The following is a 17,447-nucleotide window of genomic DNA, read 5'->3' on the forward strand; positions in this document are numbered from 1 at the left end:
ACTAATCTTGATTTCCTGTCTCACCGTATCAGATGGCCTCAATACCCTTTTCGCCGGTCCTGATCCTCACCGCCTCGTCGAGGGAAAGGATGAAGATCTTGCCGTCGCCAATCCTGCCGGTTTTGGCGGCGGTTTCTATGGTTTCGACCACTTTGGCCACCACCTCATCGGCCACCGCAATTTCAATCTTAACCTTTGGAATGAAATCGACAACATACTCGGCGCCACGGTAAAGCTCGGTATGCCCCTTCTGGCGGCCGAATCCTTTCACTTCGCTTACGGTGATCCCCTCAACGCCGATTTCGGTGAGTGCGTCCTTTACCTCATCCAGCTTGAACGGTTTGATTATTGCCTCAATGAGCTTCATTGCTGACCTCCGAATGTCGTTTGTTTCCTTAGGGACACTTGCCCCGGGAGCCGCACGCCGCCGGCTAGGGGAAGTTGATGTCGAGCTGTGTGGTAACGGTATTCTTGCCGCCGGTGTAGGCGTTGTTGTAGATGTCATAGCCGACGATCAGCGAGACGTTCTTGGAGAAGGCCCATGACACGCCGAAGTTCAAGGCGCCCGCGCCGCTGTTGCCGCTCTGGTAGTCGACCGCCGCCCACAGCTTGTCGGAAATCTCACTCATGGTCCGGTCCCAGGAGAGGAGCACACCGTCATTGGCGGACTTTCCATTTTCGTCCACCAGCACCCTGCCGCTGCCGTGGTAGTACCCGGCAGAGATCCTCCCGATGACGGGAAGCGTCTTCGCGGCAAGGGCATAGGTGATGTTCTGGGTGGTTACCCCCACTTTCGTGCCGAAATTGTAGCCGCCAACAGCAAGGGCCGGCGAATAGGGAAACAGGGAATCCTCGGGAGTGCCGATCTTCGCGTTAAAGTAGAAGGGGCTGCTGTCGGTGGCTGAATTGGTGCCGGTCTCCATGTAATCGACCCCCACCTCCATCTGCAGTTTCTCGAAGGGGAGGACGCCGACCGTCACACCGGCATCATAGGTATTGGTGGTGACGCCGTTATGCTTGGAAGTCCGGGTATAGTTGTCGAGGCCCAGGTGAACCGTCTTGTACGCCTGGACATCGGTGGAAGGAATCCAGATCTGGGTGGAGGGGGTTGCCAGTGCGGCGCCGCAGGTGGCGGCCACCAGTGCCAGTGCCAGGGAAAAAGTCTTCAGTGTCTTGTTCATGTCCGTACTCCTTTGTATGTTTTATTTTATTGCATCTGCACTGAATCGGGGTCCCGCACACGCCTCCTTTCGTCACATCGAATAAAAATAAGGCGCCTCCGCTCCGTAGCGGAAGGCGCCTTTGCCTTGTCGATCCAAGTTGTTTGTCGATTGTTCTTCAGGGCTGGCGGCACAACCTTTGTGCTTCCGGCTTCTGGCAACGAATTAGCACAAGGCATGCCACTATGCTTCATTAAATTCCAGCCCCGTAATTACGGGAAGTTAGTGAACCGCGGATCGAAATGCTAAAAAAATGAAGGGGACGAACCGCACACGCCCCTCCTCGTCTTGCTCATTTTATAAGCATTTTCCATTTCACGAATATGCATCCACTTCATGCCGCCCTGAGGGCGCACCGCTCCGAGGCATGGAGGGCGCGGAGCTCCCCGTCGGAAAGGGGGCGCTTCAGCCGCTGGGCTAGGTCCCGCACCTCATCCATCAGCCCCCCTGCCTCCTGCCGGGAGAGCTCGATCCCCATCTGCCGGAAGCGCTCCACAAGGCCGCTGCTCCCCGAATGCTTCCCCACTACGATGTGACGGCGAAGCCCCACCTCGGCCGGATCGAACCCTTCGTAGTTGCGGGAATCCTTGATGACCCCGTCGGCATGGAGCCCCGATTCATGGGAGAAGACCCGCTCCCCCACCACCGCCTTCCAGGGAGGTACCGGTCGCTGGGAGGCCCTTCCCACGAAGCGGGAGATCTCGTGGAAACGGTGGGTGTCGATCCCCGGGTCGATGCCGCAGGCGAGCTTGAGCCCCATCACCACCTCTTCCAGAGCAGCGTTGCCTGCCCGCTCCCCGAGGCCGTTCACCGTGGTGTTCACAAAACGGGCACCAGCCTTGATGCCGGCGAGAGCGTTGGCCGTGGCCATCCCCAGGTCGTTGTGGGTGTGGACCTCGATGTCGAGGCCGGGGACGGCGGTCCGCAGGGCCTTCACCTTCTCGTACATGGTGAACGGGTCGAGGATGCCGAGGGTGTCGCAGAAGCGGAAACGGTCCCCCCCCATCGACAGGGTTATCTCCATGAGCTTCGCCAGGAACGAAAGGTCTGCCCGACTCGCGTCCTCCCCGCCGACTGAGACGTAGAGGCCATGCTCCTTGGCGAAGCCCAGAGCCCGCTTCAGCTGCTCCATGACGCCGGAACGGCTCGTGCGGAGCTTGTGGGCAATCATCTGGTCCGAAACCGAGAGGGAGATGTCCACCGCAGCAATGCCGCAGGCAAGGGATGCCTCGATGTCGGAGATGACGGCCCGGTTCCAGGTGATGAGCCGGGCGTTCAGCCCCAGGTCCACCAGGGCACGGATCGCGTCCCGCTCCTCCTCCCCCATGGCGGGGATGCCGCACTCCAGCTCCTGCACCCCGATCCCGTCCAGCATCCGGGCGATGGCCAGCTTCTCCTTCCTGCTGAAGACGACCCCGGCGGTCTGCTCGCCGTCCCGCAGGGTGGTGTCGTCGATGATGACAGGGCTCGTGGTCGCGTTTTCCATGGCTGGCTCCTTTCAGTAAAAAATAGAGCCCCGGATCTGATGTTCCGGGGCTCCATTGCCGACCGCTCTCGAATTGTCATTTATTATCAAGCACAAGATGTGCCACAGCTTCCGCCCCGGCCGGGCTGCTCGCGGAGCCGGTGGCCGGAACAATGCTGATTAATTTTGTGGCAGATGCTCCAGAAGGATCAGACGAGGCCGGCGATGCGGATAAAATTGACGAGGATTCTGCGGGAGGCGTCCTGAAAGTCCGGCTCCGCTGCCGCGAACTCCTCAACGAAGCGGTCGGCAAGGGGCGCCGTCTCGTCACTCCATCGTGCCCACGCGGCTACGATCTCCCTCGTCACCTCCGGGTGAAACTGGAGCCCCCAGGCCCGTGCCCCCATGCGGAACGCCTGGTGCGGACAGGCGGGGGACGAGGCGAGGAGTGCCCCTCCATCAGGGATAGCAAAGGTGTCGTTATGCCACTGGAAGGTACGGAAAGAGGAAGAAATACCGGCAAACAGGGGGTCGCTCCCACCGTCGGGGGTCAGGGTGACGGTGAGGGTTCCCTTCTCGCCGTTGGCCCCTGTGGTCACCGGCGCCCCGAGGACATGGGCCAGGAGCTGGCCGCCAAGGCAAATGCCGAGATAGGGGATGCCTGCCGCCACCGTCTTGGCGATGAATCCTTTGACGGCTCTGAGAAAGGGATGTTTGGCCGTGTCGTGAACGCCCATGGCCCCGCCAAGCACCAGGACGGCGGCCGCCTCTTCCGCTGGCGGAAGTTCCTCCCCAGCAAAGGGGCACAGCAGCCGGAAAGACACCCCCATCTCCTCCAGGTAGTGGGCGTAGGCCCCAGCCGGAACCTCGGGATCATTCTGCACGATCAGGAACATTGCAATCCTCCGTTTGCATCGGGTTTGGGCAGAAAGGGGTCGCTGCGCCCCCCTTTGAACCTGTGATGCACGGAGCAGGCCGGAATCGATCCGCGCCGATCGCTGACAGAAGGAGCCCTATCCCTCCGGGCGCTCCCGTCTCCCCTCCCCCTTCAGGTGGACGTACCAGTAGGCAGAGGCCACGAATACCACGCCGCCAAGGATGTTGCCGATGGTCACGGGAAGGAGGTTCGCCATGAAGAAGTTCCCCCAGGTGAGCCCTGGCTCGTTCCTCCCCAGCTCCCCGGACAGAAGGAGCCCCGTGGGGATGAAGTACATGTTGGCCACCGAGTGCTCGAAGCCACTCGCCACAAAGGCCATGATCGGCCCATAGCAGGCCAGGAACTTGCCGGCCACGTCCCGGGCCGCCGTGGCCATGAAAACGGCAAGGCAGACGAGCCAGTTGCAGAGAATCCCCCGGACGAGGGCCACGCCGAAGGGGAGCTGACACTTGACCACAGCGATCCGCAGGGAGTGGTCGACCATGTTCCCCGACGACCAGAGCCGCGACTCGAACATGAGCCACGCAATGAAGAGGGATCCCACCAGGTTGCCGAGAATCACGATCAGCCAGTTTTCCAGCACCTTCCCCCAGCTGATCTCCCCCTGGAGGGCCGAGCCGGATAGGAGGGTGTTGCCGGTGAAGAGCTCGGCCCCGCAGACCACCACGAGCATGAGACCGAGAGAGAAGACGCTCCCGCTCAGAAGCCGCGCTATCCCCTGCCCCACGAAGCCGGCGGCGTCCTGGGTCACCACCGTGGCCAGCTCGGCGCCGAAGGCGATGTAGACCCCGGACAGGAAACTCAGGACGACCGTCCGCAAGCGCGACTGGGTCAGGACCCGCCGGCCGTTTTCCACGATGGCCCGGATTGTTTCGGCCGGGGTCAGGAAGCGCTTTTCCATGGGAGAATCTCCTGGCACGGCGTTCGGTCATCTGCCGAAAAGCCGGTATTTTCCGCACCGTGGGTGCGCGGGGTGAGTGGGTTATACACTGAGCCGGACTTCGGAGCAAGACTCCAGCGCAGTGCTGCAGACAAAAAAAGACCCACGTCAGCGCGGGTCTTTTTTTCCGGAATATGATGGGGGGTGTTTATGCCCGGATCATCACCAGGAGCATCTTGAAGCGGGTCACCGCCCGCAGGGCGTGGGGGTGGTTGGCGGGCATGATGATGAACTGCCCCGCCGTCACCCGGTGATCGGTGCCGTCGATGGTGATGTCCGCCTCGCCGTCGACGATCTCCACGAAGGCGTCGTAGGGGGCCGTGTGCTCGCTCAGCCCCTGTCCCTCTCCGAAGGCGAAGAGGGTGATGGTGCCGACGTTCTTGTCATTGAGGGTCCGGCTCACCACGGAGCCCTCCTGGTAAGCGATCAGTTCCTTCAGGTCAATGGCGCGTCCCACCAGGGTTTCGGTTGTTTCGCTCATGATTTCCTCCTCAATGGTGAAATGGTCTTCCTCTGCAATAACAGTACACCATTCCGGGGCAGGGGGATTTGATCCCCGTCAAAAAACTTTTTCTTCCTAATTTTGAGCTAAGTTTCCCCTGCTATCGTCCTAACCATACAGCACGAACTGCTGACACCAAAAGGGAGGAAACACCCATGAAACGAGCACTGAAGGCAGGATTAGCGCTTGTCGCCATCGCCACCATCGGGACTGTAACAGCAAATGCTTCCAAAGTACCGGAGAATGATGCGCTCATCATCCGTCACGCAGAAACCTCACTTATCCAGGCGGTAAGGGCAGCGGAACAGCAGACCAATGGAAAGGCAACGCGGGCCGAGTTGGAGCAAGGAAAAAAGGGGTGGTTCTACGAAGTTGAAGTCGTTGCCAACGGCACCACCTATGATGTCGCCGTTGATGCGGCCAAGGGGATCGTTCTGGCCTCTACCGTCGATAAAGCCGACAACACCAACGATCAGGACAAGGAAGATTGATCCCGACAGAAACCATCATCCGGGGTAAACAATCTCCCCGGACAGGTAAACGACAATGGAAGTACTGAATCATAGGCTATTTATGCTTCTTAACGCTCCAGCCCATCCCAGCGAACTCATGCTGTTACTGGCCCGCGGTGCGGCCGAGGATCTCATCCTGCTGGTGCCGTTACTTCTGGTGTACGGCTGGCTGTGGGGAAACGAGCAGCGACGCATCGTTATGCTGGAAGCAACGGCAACCGGCTCGCTGGGCCTGCTGGCCAACCAGGTCATCGCCTTTTTCTGGCTGCATCCACGCCCGTTCATGGTCGCCATGGGGCACACATTCTTGCATCATGCGGCGGACTCTTCCTTTCCCAGTGACCACCTGACCCTCATCTGGGGTGTCTCATGCTCGCTCATGATGCGGAAGCGCTTTCGACGGGCGGGTATTGCACTGGCTGTAGCGGGAGTGCCGGTGGCCTGGGCGCGGATCTACCTAGGAGTCCATTTCCCGTTTGATATGGCAGGAGCTGCCTTGGTGGCTCTTATGAGCGCCTGGCTGGTGTTCCGCAGTGAGCGTCTGCTCATTGCTGTCTGTTACCGCCCGATGCTCGCAGCTTACCACCTGATTGCAAAACCACTGATTCAGGGAGGCTGGGTCGATGAATAAGCCATCCATTAATACCGAGAGGGAGATTTCTGACATGAATACACCATCCGAGCGGACAACCAGGCAACTCCTGAACAAAGTGCCGGAAGTCACCATCACCTTCTGGCTCCTCAAGATCGCCGCAACAACCCTCGGCGAAACGGGGGGCGACGCCGTATCCATGTCCATGAACCTGGGGTATCTAGTCGGCACGGGGATCTTCGCGGCGATCTTTGCCATAGCCGTCACCGCCCAGGTTCGCGCCGGACGCTTCCACCCCCTCCTGTACTGGAGCACCATCATAGCCACGACAACGGTGGGAACCACCCTGGCCGACTTTGCCGACCGCTCCCTGGGCATCGGCTATGCCGGCGGGGCATCGATTCTCTTCACCCTGCTCATGGGATCCCTCTTCGTCTGGCATCGAAGCCTCGGTTCCGTCTCCGTCGACACGGTCCGAACCAGGAAGGCGGAGGTGTTCTACTGGGTAACCATCATGTTTTCCCAAACCCTCGGCACCGCCCTGGGAGACTGGACGGCGGATACGGCCGGCCTCGGCTACACAGGGGGGGCGATGATTTTCACCATCCTGCTGGCAGGGGTTGTGGCGGCGTACTACCGGACCCGCATATCCCGCACAGCCCTTTTCTGGACGGCGTTCATCCTGACCCGCCCCCTTGGAGCGGTGGTCGGCGACCTGCTCGACAAACCGGTCAACGCCGGGGGATTCGGATTGAGCCGCTACACGGCATCGACGGTTCTTTTCAGCTTCATCCTCCTGGGGCTGTATGCCTTTCCCCATCGAGCCGCGGAGAAAAGCCACTGAGCCGGGGCGGGGATATTTCCCTGGTGACATCCGCCCGGCCTGGGGTATGGTATAGCTGACGGCATTGACACTGGCTGCACGCGGATAACGGCGGGCTAGCGGCTGTGCCCGCCAAGCCGTCCCCCCGGAGAGATGATGCGGATTTTGCTGATTGAAGATGACAGGATGATCGGCGAGGCGGTCGAACAGGCACTGAAGGATGCCGCCTATGCCGTGGACTGGGTCCGCGACGGTATCGCCGCCTCCGATGCCGTTGAGACCGGTGAGTATCAACTGGTTATCCTCGATCTGGGTCTTCCCGGAAGGGACGGCCTGGAGGTGCTGCGGCGGATGCGCGGGGCGGGAAACTCTGCACCCGTCCTCATCGTCACCGCCCGTGACGCCCTTGACGAGCGGATTCGCGGTCTCGACCTGGGTGCCGACGACTATCTTCTCAAACCATTCGCGGTGGGAGAACTGCTGGCAAGGATACGTGCCGTCACCCGCCGCCAGGCGAGGAGCGCCGTCCCCCTCCTCAGCAACGGAGTCCTGGCCCTCGACCCGGCCACCAAGGAAGCCGTCTGCGGCGACCGGCGCTGCCGCCTCACCAGCCGGGAGTTTTCACTGCTGCAGGCCCTGCTCTTGCGCCCCGGCGCGATCCTCTCCCGCGATGACCTGGAGACCCGCATCTACGGCTGGAATGAGGAAGTGGAGAGCAACGCCGTCGAATTTCTTATCCATGCGGTACGCAAGAAACTGGGGAGCGACGCAATCAAAAATGTCCGGGGGATGGGATGGATGGTGGATCGCAACCAGTGAACGGCTCCCTGCGTCGCCGCCTGTGGCGCTGGATAGCCGGGGTAACTCTTGCAAGCGGCCTGGCGGCAGGGCTCTGTTCATACCTGATATCATTCCGGGAGGCCCAGGAACTTCAGGACGATCAACTCCGCCAGATGGCCCTCCTGATGGAACGCCACCCGGAAACCGCCGATGGCTGGATGAGCCCCCTGGGAAGTGTGGACGGCAATGATCGCGATGCGCGAACTGTCGTCTGCCCCCTGGGGGTCGCCCCCAAAAACCCGAAACTCCCGCTCCTCCCCGGAACCTTGCCTGAGGGATTCCAGACGCGGGTCCACCATGGAACGGCCTGGCGCCTCTATGTCTTTACCCTTCCGTCCGGTGTCCGGCTCGCCACGGGGCAGATGACGGCGGTACGCAATGAGATCGCCCGGGACAGCGCCCTTCTCACCCTGATTCCAATACTGCTGCTGGTGCCGGCCCTCTCTCTTCTGGCAGCCTGGATCATAGGGCGCGCCCTGGCACCGGTAACACATCTTTCCCATCAACTGGACACACGGGATGACACCAACCTGACCCCCCTATCCGCCCATGGAGTCCCCTCGGAGATACGCCCCTTTGTCGCCGCCATCAATGGGCTCATGCAGCGTCTTTCCACGGCCCTTGAGCAGCAGCGCCGTTTCATTGCCGACGCCGCCCACGAACTGCGCTCTCCCCTGACGGCACTAATGGTACAGACGGACAACCTCGAACAAAGCATTTCGTCGCCCGAGGGGAAGCAACGGGTCATGCAACTGAAAGCCGGTCTTGAGCGGGCCGGGAAATTGCTGGAACAGCTCCTGAGTCTGGCGCGGCGCCAGGCTGGCGCCGCGCCCGCGACCGATGTCCCCTTCGACCGCCTGGTTCAGCAGGTTATCGAGGATTACGTGCCGTTCGCCGCAACAAAGGGGATTGACTTCGGCTGTGAGCGGTTTGAGGAGGTTACTCTGACCGCACCGGCAGAAGACCTGCTGGTGCTGGCACGTAACGCCGTTGACAATGCCCTGCGCTATACGCCGCCGGGAGGCAGGGTTGATGTCAATCTGTACCGCGACGGGGGGGAGGTGGTCTTTCAGGTGGAGGACACGGGGCCGGGAGTTCCCGCCGGCGAAGAGGAGCGGTTGTTTGAGCCATTTTATCGTGTGGTGGGGAACGATGAAACCGGCAGCGGTCTTGGACTGGCCATCATACGGAGCATTGCGGACCGCCTGGGGGGCACGGTGAGCCTGAACAACAGAAAGGGGACGAAAGGGGCGCTATTCCGCTACCGGCAACCCCTTACCCAACACAACCGGTGATGGCATCGTCCGGTGGCGTTGACCGTTATCCCCGGTACGCACGCAACTCACGCCTCGGGAAACTCGTCCAGCCCAATGAGAGTCTCCCGCAATTCGTACCGCGCAACGGCGAAGAGCTTCTCCAGGAGGCGCTCCGTGGGGGCCGGAGGATAGAGGGGAAACGAGAGCCGGTAGATGAGGTCCAGGTAGCCGTCGTTCTTGTTCTCCTCAAGGAAAAGGGAGCCGTACGGGTAGATGGGTGCGTAGATGAGCGCCTCCTCCATGACGGCGTCGTCGCTCCAGAAGGGAAGAATCATCTCCAGACAGAGGCAGAGCCCGAGCCCCGTGGGATCGTCGGCCACGAAGAGGAGCAGCTCGTCCTGGGGAGAGCCCCCATGTTCCAACACCTCGGGGCAGACCGTCGCGGCGGGGATCACCATGAGACGCCCGTGCTGGGGGTCGAGGCCATAGAGCCACCCCCTGCGCTCCAGATGGCGCTCGATCCGCTCGTAGGCCTTGACGTGCTGCGGGGCGATACCCGTGTAGAAATCCGCCCGAAGTTCATGGCGCTTCGCGATCAGCACCTCGAAGGGCATGCTGGCATCCTCGCCGGTTGCGGGACGGCTCCCCCGCAATTCGGGGTTGTTCACCACCAGCCGAAGTTGGGGCCGCTTCCGGTCGTCCTTGTCCTGCGTCATGACGTTGTGCACCCTTTCCTGTGTCGAGTCGCAAATCCCAGCTTGTTTCCGTGGGATTATACCCCGAAACGCCGCCGGTGCCTATCCCTGTCAAACCTTTCGGCTCTTGCGGGCACAAAAAAGGGAGCCTCCCGAAGGAAACTCCCCTTTTTCCTATCTATCCAGAGATGACCTACCGCGCCGGACGCATCGCCTCGGCCACCACCTCGGCAATGTCCCGAACCTTTGTCTGGCCGGCCTGCTTGTCCTTGAGGCCGTCCTCGAACATGGTCATGCAGTAGGGACAGGCGACGCAGATGGTGTCGGGATTCTTCGAAAGGGCCTCGGTGACCCGGTTCAGGTTGATCCGGGTGCCGGTCTGCTCCTCCATCCACATCCGGCCGCCGCCGGCGCCGCAACAGAACGACTCTTCCCGCGCCCGGTCGAACTCGGCCGGGGCCGCGCCGGTTACCTTCGTCACCACCTGCCGCGGTGCCTCGTACACATCGTTGTGGCGCCCCAGGTAGCAGGAGTCGTGGAGGATGATCTTCCCCAACTCGCTCACCTGGCGGTTCAGCTTCAGCCGCCCGGCGTCCAGCAGCTGCTGGATCAGCTCGGAATGGTGGATCACCTCCAGCTCGATACCGTACTGGCGGTAGTCGTTCTTGAGGGTAGTGAAACAGTGGGGGCACTGGGTGATGACCTTGGTCACCCCCCGCTCCCTGAAGAGCGCCACGTTTTCCCGGGCCATCCGGTCGAAGACGTATTCGTTCCCCAGCCGCCGGAGGCTGTCGCCGCAGCACTTCTCGTCCTTGCCGAGAATCCCCCAGGAGATGCCCGCCGCGTCAAGGATCGTTGCCACGTTCACCGTCACCTGTTTGCTCCGGGAGTCGAAGGAGCCGGCGCACCCCACATAGAAGAGGTACTCGGTCGCCCCCTTCTCGAAGGGCTTCACCTCCAGGAGCGAGGTCCACTTGGTCCGCTCGCCGGGGGCAATCCCCCAGGGGTTGGAGCGCTGCTCCATGTTCTCGAAGAGGTTCAGGAGCTCCTCGGGGAATTTCGCTTCCATCTCCACCAGGTGCCGCCGCATCTCCACCAGCTTGGGAAGGTGCTCGATGAAGACCGGGCAGGCCTCCATGCAGGCGCCGCAGGAGGTGCAGGACCAGATGGCCTCCTCGCAGACGCTCCCTTCCCCCTCCTCCCCGATGAGGGGGACCGTGGCCGCGCCGCCACGCTTGAGGAGCGGGCCGTTGGCCAGGAGGTTCAACCGGATGTCGTTGATCACCTGACGGGGGTTCAGGGGCTTGCCGGTGGCGCCGGCCGGACAGACGTTCTGGCAGCGTCCGCACTTGGTGCAGGCAAAGCTGTCAAAGAGGTCCTTCCACCCCAGCCGGTCCACCTGGCCTGCCCCGAAGATCCGCCCCTTCTCGAAGACTTCGGGCTCCTGGGTGTTGGGTTTCTCCTCCCGGCGGAGGAAGCAGTTGACAATGGCGGTGAAGACGTGCAGGTGCTTGGTGAAGGGGATCAGCACCGTGATGAAGGCGATGAGGGCCGCGGCGTGGAGCCACCAGTAGAAGTTGAAGGTGGCCTCGATGTGCTTGTCTGACAGCCCCGACAGGAGGTTCCCCAGGAAGGAGGCAACGGGCATGAAGGCGGCGGCCCGTTCCCGCCCCATGGCGATCTCGGCGGCGCTCACCCCGAAGAAGGCAATCATGTGGACGCCGATGAGACAGAGGATCAGGTACGACTCGAAGGTGCGCGCCTCGGGGTATGGCGGGAAGATGGTCCGCCGCACCAGGGCCAGGACGATGGCCACCAGGGTAAGGGCCGACATGACGTCGGAGAGAAAACGGATCGGAACATAGAAGAAATCGGGGAGCACCGCCAGCCGCGCGGCCGGGAAGATGCCGCTCGCCACGAATTCAGCATTGATGACGACCAGAACGATGAATGCCCAGAAGATGATCAGGTGGTTGAAGCCGAAGCCTTGCCGCAGGACCCGCTTCTGGACGAAGGCGTAGAGGAACATCTCCCGGAGCCCTTCGCCGATCCCCCGGAAGGAATAGCCGGGGCGCCCCAGGGTGACGAGGCCGAGCCTGCGGTAGAGGCTCCAGGCGAAGAAGGCAAGGGCCGCCAGAATGAGCGGAGTGAAAATGGCCGGATTTGGATGCATATACAGAAACCTCGTAGTAATGAGCGAGATAGTGAGATGGAGAGGGAGTAGGTTCTTAGATTGTCCCCGGTCCCTGATTCTTCAGTTCCCTGATGCACTGGGTGAGGGCCGGAACAATCTGGAAGAGGTCACCCACGATGCCGTAGGTGGCTACCTGGAAGATGGGAGCCTCCTTGTCCCGGTTGATGGCGATGACCACATCCGAATCCTGCATCCCCACGAGATGCTGGATGGCGCCGGAGATGCCGCAGGCGATGTAGATCTTGGGGCGCACCGTCTTGCCGGTCTGTCCCACCTGGCGGTCGTGGGGCATCCAGCCGGCGTCCACGGCGCTGCGCGAAGCGCCCACCACCCCTCCCAGTTCGTCGGCCAGTTCCTGGAGCATGGTAAAGTTCTCGGGCGCCATCATTCCTCGTCCGCCCGAGACGATGAACTCGGCGCCGGCAATGTCGACCCCCGCCTTCTTGTCCTTGATGATCTCCAGAACCTTGGTGAGGATGCTCGCCTCGTCGATCTCGAACCGCTCCTGGATGATCTCGCCGGTGGCATCTCCCGTTTTTTCCGGCATCTGCATCACGTGGGGACGCACCGTGGCCATCTGGGGACGGAACTTGTCGCACATGATGGTGGCCATGATGTTGCCGCCAAAAGCGGGCCGCGTCTGACGCAGGTTCCGCTTGTCGTCCACATCGAGGCCGGTGCAGTCGGCGGTAAGCCCCGTCTTGACCCGGGTGGCCACGGCGCCGGCCAGGTCACGCCCCATGCCGGTGGCACCCATGAGGATGATCTCCGGCTTGTACTTGGCGATGAGATAGCAGCAGGCGTCCAGGTAGGGCTCGGTGCGGTAGAAGTGGAACACTTTCTGGTCAAGGAGATAGGCTTTGGTGGCGCCGTAGGCGAAGGCCTCGTGGCAGAGATGCTCCACGTTCTCGCCGATGACCATGGCGCAGAGCTCGACACCCAGGCTCTTGGCCAGTTGGGCGCCGACCCCCATCAGTTCCCAGGAGACCTTGGCCGGCTCCCCCTCGGTCTGTTCCACGAAAACCCAGACTCCCCGGTAGGCGGCGAGCATCGTGGCCAGGGCCGCCTCTTCGGCGTCCTCCTCCTCGGCAGCGGCCACACCGCTGGCCTCCTGCTGCTTTGCCAGTTCCTGAAGGATCTGCAGTTCCTCGGGGGTGAAGAACATCTCCATGGCCTCGGCCGGGCAAACCTTCACGCATTTGAGGCAGCCGATGCACTTGTCGGAGAGGACGATCGGCTCCCCGGCCTCATTCATCTCGATGCAGTCCACGGGGCAGGCGCTCTGGCAGCGGGCGCCGCAAGCGATACATTTCCCCGGGATGAGCCGGGCCTTCCCCCGGGGCTTTTTCAGTTTCTTCGGTTCAGTCATGAATTTCCTCTGTGGGGGCGCTGCGTTGCCACGCCCAACGGATCGTATAAGACAGGGACGCGGCAAGCGGCGCCCTGCATTCCATAAATTTATACCGCCAGCAGGTCCTTCTCCAGCAACTGGTCGATGAGGAGGCGGGCCGTCCCTGTCGGGTCGACCAGGCCATCACCGATGATCTCACCCTTGTCCCGCTCGGGGGAGAAGATTCGGCTCACCCAGGTGGGCGACCCCTTGAGGCCAACGGTGTTCGCGTCCATCCGCAGCACCTCGTTGGTCCAGACCTTTACCTGGGCATCGGCGGCGGCAAGGCGCATGGGAACGGAGGGGTAGCGGGGGCGGTTCAGCTCCCGCACGGCGGTTATCATGACCGGCAGAGGAGCTTCAACAACCTCGTAGCGTCCTTCCAGCTTGCGCCGGACCTTGATCCGCCGGTTGACCGGGTCCAGGGCCTCGATGCGGTCCACGAGGGTCAGCTGGGTAAAGCCGAGGCGCACGGCAATGCCGGGGCCCACCTGGGCGGTGTCGCCGTCGATGGTCTGCTTGCCGCAGAAAACGATCCCCACCTCTTCCCCCGTCTCCTGGGCGATCCGCTTGATGGCAGAGGCGAGGACATTGCTCGTGGAGAGGGTGTCGGCGCCGCCGAAGCAGCGGTCGGAGCAGAGAATGGCATCATCGGCCCCCATGGAGAGGGCCTTGCGAAGAGCGGCCTCGGCGTTGGGTGGACCCATGGAGAGGGCCACGGCCCGGAAGCCGAAGCGGTCCTTGATCCGGAGGCTCTCCTCCAGGGCATGGGTGTCGTACGGGTTGACGATGAACGGGATCCCCTCGCGGACGAGGGTGTTGGTGGCAGGATCAATCTTTACCTGGGTAGTGTCCGGCACCTGTTTGATACAGGCAATGGCGAGCATGAAAATCCTCCCGCCCCGTGAAGGGCTCGAAAGTTAGAGACGGGGTCAACGGGTCATTGCCTCCATCTTCAGCAGCAGATAATAATATCAAAAAATCAAACTTGATTTCAAGAATAGTTTGCTTAAATTTTAGGCATATTTTTTATTGTGAATAAAAACTATATTCACCCCGCGCTCCCCAATGTGGCAAGGGCGAAAATCCTTTCCGGCTCATAGGCCGGCTCGTCCCCCGCGCACATGAGGACCGTCCGGCCGCTGGCGGCAAAGCCGGCATGAGAGAGAACAGAGGCGGCGGCACTATTGCGGACCGGCACGTCGAGGAGAACCTGTGTCCCCCCCGGCATGCGGGAGAGCGCCCGCCCCAGGAGCTCCCCGGCAACGCCCCGCCCCTCTGCCGCCCAAGGGCCCAGCTGGAAGCCGCTTCCGCACGGATGGGCCACCAGGAAGCCCCCATCTACCCGCAGCACCATTCCCCGGGCAACCACGGCGCTCAGGATGCACCTGCGGTCATCGCCCCATCCGGCACGATCGAGGGGAACCAATTCGTCCGGAGCAACGGGATCATCGTGCCGTTGCGCCCCCCCCGTGGCCGTTCCGCGCCAGCGAACCACGCCGTCCCGCTCCCGGAAACCCATTTTCTCGTAAAGGGGACGTCCCTGGGTCGATGCGGTGAGCCAGACGGTCCTGGCTCCGGAGTCCAGAAGCTCGCCCATGGCCCGGCCCATGAGGAGGGTTCCGTATCCCCGTTCCCGGCACCCCTCCGCCACGATCAGATTGCCGATCCACCCGCTCGCGCCGTAGCGGACCGCTGTGACGAACGCCACGGGCCGCCCGTTTTCCTCCACGGCGAGGCAACCACGGGGAAAGCTATCGAGGATGAATGCGAACTCCCACGGGTCGCTGATCCACCCCTCGGCAGCGGCAAGGGCCAGGAACAGGGAAACGTCATCGGGACAAAAGGGCCTGATCTTCATGTCAGCCTCAAACGGCAACGGGAAGCGGAGTGCCAGGCTCCGCCACGGTCACGTCCCGTCCGATGAGCCCCACGGCGTCGGCCCGGCACTGGCGGCAGTGCTTGAACTGGCCGATGATCGACTCGTTTCGCTTCCGCACCCGGTCCAGCTCTTCGGGCGGCGGCGGGCTGATATGGGCGAAATCGGCCTGTGGTATGAGTGGCATGATATTCATGACGAAAGCGCCCAGCTCCTTGATTTTTCTACCGATAAGGGGCACCTGCTCTTCGTTGACCCCGGGGATGTAGACGGTGTTCACCTTCACCGTCATTCCGTATCCCACGGCCCGCCGGATCCCCTCCAGCTGGTTGGTCACCAGGATCTCCGCCGCCTCGACGCCCCGGAAAACCTTGCCGTGATAGCCGATGTGTCCGTAAATCCGCGCCCCCACCGCCGGATCGAGGGCATTGAGGGTGACGGTGAGGCTGTGGAGGTCCAGTTCGTGGAGCCGGTCGATGGCGTCGGGGAGGAGGAGCCCGTTGGTGCTCATGCACTTCATGAGATGGGGGAACTCCTCCCCCACAAGACGGAAGGTTTCGAAGGTCTCTTCGTTGGCCAAGGGGTCGCCGGGGCCGGCTATGCCGATCACCTTGATGATGGGGCCCACCACGGGACTCGCCATCACCTCGCGAACCTTGATGATCGCTTCTTCCGGGGTAATGAGCCGGCTCGTGACGCCGGGGCGGGACTCGTTGGCGCAGTCGTGCCTGCGGGTGCAGTAGCCGCACTTGATGTTGCAGCGGGGCGCCACGGCCAGGTGCATCCTGCCGTTCTTGTGGTGGTTGCCGCCGAAACAGGGATGTCCTTGGATCTTCTTCAACTGATCGCATGATGTGGCCATGTCTACCTCCCGTGCCCGGTTGGGCTGCATGAACGAAAAAAGCCCGGCGGATCTCTCGCGCCGGGCTTCTGTGCCTGTCTTCCTCTCCACACTTCGTCGTATGGCCTTTGCCTTATCCATTAACATGAAGCGTGCCAGATCTTCCCTAATCAAGGAATTGACTGCAACATCTTGTATTTAGAGGTATTTTAATCACACTAAAAATAATTATTGTTGCCTGTTTTTTCCAAGACGGATTAAAAAACAGGCAACAACCGAGCAAGAGAACTCCCCCCACTGCTTCACCAACTCGCCACCGTGCTCTCACAACACCTCGTTCCACCAAGGCTTGTTTATTGCAGCAACTTCCACCATGCCCCATTTCCTCGATCATCACGATATCCGCTCCCGGGCCCGGGCCGCCTTCATCGGGCTGGCGGTGGGAGACGCCCTCGGCGCGCCGGTGGAATTCATGACGGCCGGGGAGATACGGTCAAAGCATGGCGTCCTGCGGGAGATCGTCGGTGGCGGATGGCTGCGGCTCAAACCGGGCCAGGTGACCGACGACACCGAGATGTCCCTCTGTGTGGCCCGGGCCATCGTTGCCGCTGGCGGCTGGTCCCTGCGCGGCATCGCCGACGAGTTCGCGGGATGGCTGAGGACAAAGCCGGTGGATGTGGGGGACACCTGCCGCCGAGGCATCCGGAACTTCATGCTCAAAGGCATTCTCGAAACCCCCTTCAACCAGTGGGACGCCGGCAATGGCGCCGCCATGCGGATGCTCCCGGCGGCCCTCTACACTCTCGGCGACGATGACCTCCTGCAGTGCTGCGCCCTGGAGCAGGCCCGCATCACCCATAACCACCCCCTTTCCGACGCCGCCTGCATCACCCTCGGGCGCCTCGTCCACCTGGCGCTCCAGGGCGCATCCAGGAACCGCCTCCGCCGGGAGGCAGACCTCCTCGCCGCCGACCATCCCGCCTTCACCTTCACCCCCTACCGGGGGCTCGCCACCGGCTACGTGGTCGACACCGTGCAGACCGTCTTCCACCATTTTTTCCGGGGACGGAGCTTCGAAGAATGCCTCGTGGGGACCGTGAACCAGGGGGGGGATGCCGACACCACCGGCGCCATCTGCGGCATGGTCGCCGGGGCCTTCTACGGCATGGAAGGGATTCCCCAGCGGTGGCTGAAGCGAATGGAGCGGAGAACCATGACCGAGATTGCAGACCTTTCCGCTCGGCTAATTGCCCTATCGCCGGCCCTTCGCGAATAAACCGGTATTTTGTAGCCCCCTCCTTGACGGTAGATGCTTTTGCTGCTAAACATTAAGCGTAAATTAATCAACGCAGCATAATCAC

18 protein-coding genes are annotated in these 17,447 nt (G+C 62.0%); 6 read left to right on the forward strand and 12 right to left on the reverse strand.

Going from position 1 to position 17,447, the window contains the following annotated elements; genetic code table 11:
• Window positions 1-28: 28 nt before the first annotated feature.
• The 6 genes from KI811_RS03030 to KI811_RS03055 all read right to left on the reverse strand — a co-directional run bounded on the left by KI811_RS03030 (window position 29) and on the right by KI811_RS03055 (window position 5,043).
• Window positions 29-367 (reverse strand): P-II family nitrogen regulator, encoded by a 339-nt coding sequence (locus KI811_RS03030; RefSeq protein ID WP_214185006.1) that lies wholly within the window; start codon window positions 365-367, stop codon window positions 29-31.
• 64 nt (window positions 368-431) lie between these two features.
• Window positions 432-1,181, reverse strand: coding sequence for a hypothetical protein (locus tag KI811_RS03035; protein ID WP_214185007.1), 750 nt, complete (start codon window positions 1,179-1,181; stop codon window positions 432-434).
• Window positions 1,182-1,554: 373 nt separating this feature from the next.
• Window positions 1,555-2,706, reverse strand: a complete 1,152-nt coding sequence (gene nifV, locus KI811_RS03040) for a homocitrate synthase (RefSeq protein WP_214185008.1) — start codon at window positions 2,704-2,706, stop codon at window positions 1,555-1,557.
• A gap of 188 nt (window positions 2,707-2,894) precedes the next feature.
• A complete protein-coding gene (locus KI811_RS03045) occupies window positions 2,895-3,581 on the reverse strand; it encodes a type 1 glutamine amidotransferase (RefSeq protein ID WP_214185009.1) in 687 nt (228 codons plus the stop codon).
• Between the two features lie 117 nt (window positions 3,582-3,698).
• Entirely contained in the window at window positions 3,699-4,523 is an 825-nt protein-coding gene (locus KI811_RS03050; RefSeq protein ID WP_214185010.1) for a formate/nitrite transporter family protein, read from the reverse strand.
• Window positions 4,524-4,710: 187 nt separating this feature from the next.
• Window positions 4,711-5,043, reverse strand: a complete 333-nt coding sequence (locus KI811_RS03055; RefSeq protein WP_214185011.1) for a cupin domain-containing protein — start codon at window positions 5,041-5,043, stop codon at window positions 4,711-4,713.
• Between the two features lie 176 nt (window positions 5,044-5,219).
• Here KI811_RS03055 and KI811_RS03060 point away from each other — a divergent pair, with 176 nt between their 5' ends.
• The 5 genes from KI811_RS03060 to KI811_RS03080 all read left to right on the forward strand — a co-directional run bounded on the left by KI811_RS03060 (window position 5,220) and on the right by KI811_RS03080 (window position 9,126).
• On the forward strand, window positions 5,220-5,555 hold the full coding sequence (locus tag KI811_RS03060) for a PepSY domain-containing protein (RefSeq protein WP_214185012.1): 336 nt from the start codon (window positions 5,220-5,222) through the stop codon (window positions 5,553-5,555).
• 55 nt (window positions 5,556-5,610) lie between these two features.
• A complete protein-coding gene (locus KI811_RS03065) occupies window positions 5,611-6,207 on the forward strand; it encodes an undecaprenyl-diphosphatase (protein WP_214185013.1) in 597 nt (198 codons plus the stop codon).
• A 34-nt stretch (window positions 6,208-6,241) separates the two neighbouring features.
• On the forward strand, window positions 6,242-7,012 hold the full coding sequence (locus KI811_RS03070) for a COG4705 family protein (RefSeq protein WP_214185014.1): 771 nt from the start codon (window positions 6,242-6,244) through the stop codon (window positions 7,010-7,012).
• 135 nt (window positions 7,013-7,147) lie between these two features.
• Complete coding sequence (locus tag KI811_RS03075) at window positions 7,148-7,810, forward strand: response regulator (RefSeq protein ID WP_214185015.1); 663 nt, start codon at window positions 7,148-7,150, stop codon at window positions 7,808-7,810.
• Window positions 7,786-9,126 carry an ATP-binding protein gene (locus tag KI811_RS03080; protein ID WP_214185016.1) on the forward strand — a complete coding sequence of 447 codons (1,341 nt, stop codon included), beginning with the start codon at window positions 7,786-7,788 and terminating at the stop codon, window positions 9,124-9,126. The genes KI811_RS03075 and KI811_RS03080 overlap by 25 nt, the downstream gene beginning before the upstream one ends.
• Window positions 9,127-9,173: 47 nt before the next feature.
• Here the strand turns inward: KI811_RS03080 and KI811_RS03085 are convergent, their stop codons facing one another.
• From KI811_RS03085 to KI811_RS03110, 6 genes are all read right to left on the reverse strand, one after another.
• Entirely contained in the window at window positions 9,174-9,803 is a 630-nt protein-coding gene (locus KI811_RS03085) for a hypothetical protein (RefSeq protein ID WP_214185017.1), read from the reverse strand.
• 172 nt (window positions 9,804-9,975) lie between these two features.
• Entirely contained in the window at window positions 9,976-11,955 is a 1,980-nt protein-coding gene (locus KI811_RS03090) for a heterodisulfide reductase-related iron-sulfur binding cluster (protein ID WP_214185018.1), read from the reverse strand.
• Window positions 11,956-12,010: 55 nt separating this feature from the next.
• Complete coding sequence (locus tag KI811_RS03095; RefSeq protein WP_214185019.1) at window positions 12,011-13,345, reverse strand: electron transfer flavoprotein subunit alpha; 1,335 nt, start codon at window positions 13,343-13,345, stop codon at window positions 12,011-12,013.
• A gap of 89 nt (window positions 13,346-13,434) precedes the next feature.
• Window positions 13,435-14,253: an electron transfer flavoprotein subunit beta/FixA family protein gene (locus tag KI811_RS03100; RefSeq protein ID WP_214185020.1), complete on the reverse strand. Its 819-nt coding sequence runs from the start codon at window positions 14,251-14,253 to the stop codon at window positions 13,435-13,437.
• Between the two features lie 164 nt (window positions 14,254-14,417).
• Window positions 14,418-15,227 carry a GNAT family N-acetyltransferase gene (locus KI811_RS03105; protein WP_214185021.1) on the reverse strand — a complete coding sequence of 270 codons (810 nt, stop codon included), beginning with the start codon at window positions 15,225-15,227 and terminating at the stop codon, window positions 14,418-14,420.
• A gap of 7 nt (window positions 15,228-15,234) precedes the next feature.
• Entirely contained in the window at window positions 15,235-16,107 is an 873-nt protein-coding gene (locus KI811_RS03110) for a radical SAM protein (RefSeq protein ID WP_214185022.1), read from the reverse strand.
• A 352-nt stretch (window positions 16,108-16,459) separates the two neighbouring features.
• Here KI811_RS03110 and draG point away from each other — a divergent pair, with 352 nt between their 5' ends.
• Complete coding sequence (draG, locus tag KI811_RS03115) at window positions 16,460-17,362, forward strand: ADP-ribosyl-[dinitrogen reductase] hydrolase (RefSeq protein ID WP_214185023.1); 903 nt, start codon at window positions 16,460-16,462, stop codon at window positions 17,360-17,362.
• Window positions 17,363-17,447 lie beyond the last annotated feature (85 nt).

The sequence above is a fragment of the Geobacter hydrogenophilus genome (genome assembly GCF_018501225.1).
Taxonomy (GTDB): Bacteria; Desulfobacterota; Desulfuromonadia; order Geobacterales; family Geobacteraceae; genus Geobacter; species Geobacter hydrogenophilus.

Excerpts from the sequence above, each read along its gene's own strand:
- KI811_RS03030 (WP_214185006.1), bottom strand. The coding sequence starts at position 367 with ATGAAGCTCATTGAGGCAATAATCAAACCGTTCAAGCTGGATGAGGTA.
- KI811_RS03080 (WP_214185016.1), top strand. The coding sequence starts at position 7,786 with ATGGATGGTGGATCGCAACCAGTGAACGGCTCCCTGCGTCGCCGCCTG.
- KI811_RS03050 (WP_214185010.1), bottom strand. The coding sequence starts at position 4,523 with ATGGAAAAGCGCTTCCTGACCCCGGCCGAAACAATCCGGGCCATCGTG.
- KI811_RS03060 (WP_214185012.1), top strand. The coding sequence starts at position 5,220 with ATGAAACGAGCACTGAAGGCAGGATTAGCGCTTGTCGCCATCGCCACC.
- KI811_RS03065 (WP_214185013.1), top strand. The coding sequence starts at position 5,611 with ATGGAAGTACTGAATCATAGGCTATTTATGCTTCTTAACGCTCCAGCC.
- KI811_RS03105 (WP_214185021.1), bottom strand. The coding sequence starts at position 15,227 with ATGAAGATCAGGCCCTTTTGTCCCGATGACGTTTCCCTGTTCCTGGCC.
- nifV (WP_214185008.1), bottom strand. The coding sequence starts at position 2,706 with ATGGAAAACGCGACCACGAGCCCTGTCATCATCGACGACACCACCCTG.
- KI811_RS03075 (WP_214185015.1), top strand. The coding sequence starts at position 7,148 with ATGCGGATTTTGCTGATTGAAGATGACAGGATGATCGGCGAGGCGGTC.
- KI811_RS03055 (WP_214185011.1), bottom strand. The coding sequence starts at position 5,043 with ATGAGCGAAACAACCGAAACCCTGGTGGGACGCGCCATTGACCTGAAG.
- draG (WP_214185023.1), top strand. The coding sequence starts at position 16,460 with ATGCCCCATTTCCTCGATCATCACGATATCCGCTCCCGGGCCCGGGCC.
- KI811_RS03085 (WP_214185017.1), bottom strand. The coding sequence starts at position 9,803 with ATGACGCAGGACAAGGACGACCGGAAGCGGCCCCAACTTCGGCTGGTG.
- KI811_RS03045 (WP_214185009.1), bottom strand. The coding sequence starts at position 3,581 with ATGTTCCTGATCGTGCAGAATGATCCCGAGGTTCCGGCTGGGGCCTAC.
- KI811_RS03095 (WP_214185019.1), bottom strand. The coding sequence starts at position 13,345 with ATGACTGAACCGAAGAAACTGAAAAAGCCCCGGGGGAAGGCCCGGCTC.
- KI811_RS03070 (WP_214185014.1), top strand. The coding sequence starts at position 6,242 with ATGAATACACCATCCGAGCGGACAACCAGGCAACTCCTGAACAAAGTG.
- KI811_RS03090 (WP_214185018.1), bottom strand. The coding sequence starts at position 11,955 with ATGCATCCAAATCCGGCCATTTTCACTCCGCTCATTCTGGCGGCCCTT.
- KI811_RS03110 (WP_214185022.1), bottom strand. The coding sequence starts at position 16,107 with ATGGCCACATCATGCGATCAGTTGAAGAAGATCCAAGGACATCCCTGT.
- KI811_RS03100 (WP_214185020.1), bottom strand. The coding sequence starts at position 14,253 with ATGCTCGCCATTGCCTGTATCAAACAGGTGCCGGACACTACCCAGGTA.
- KI811_RS03035 (WP_214185007.1), bottom strand. The coding sequence starts at position 1,181 with ATGAACAAGACACTGAAGACTTTTTCCCTGGCACTGGCACTGGTGGCC.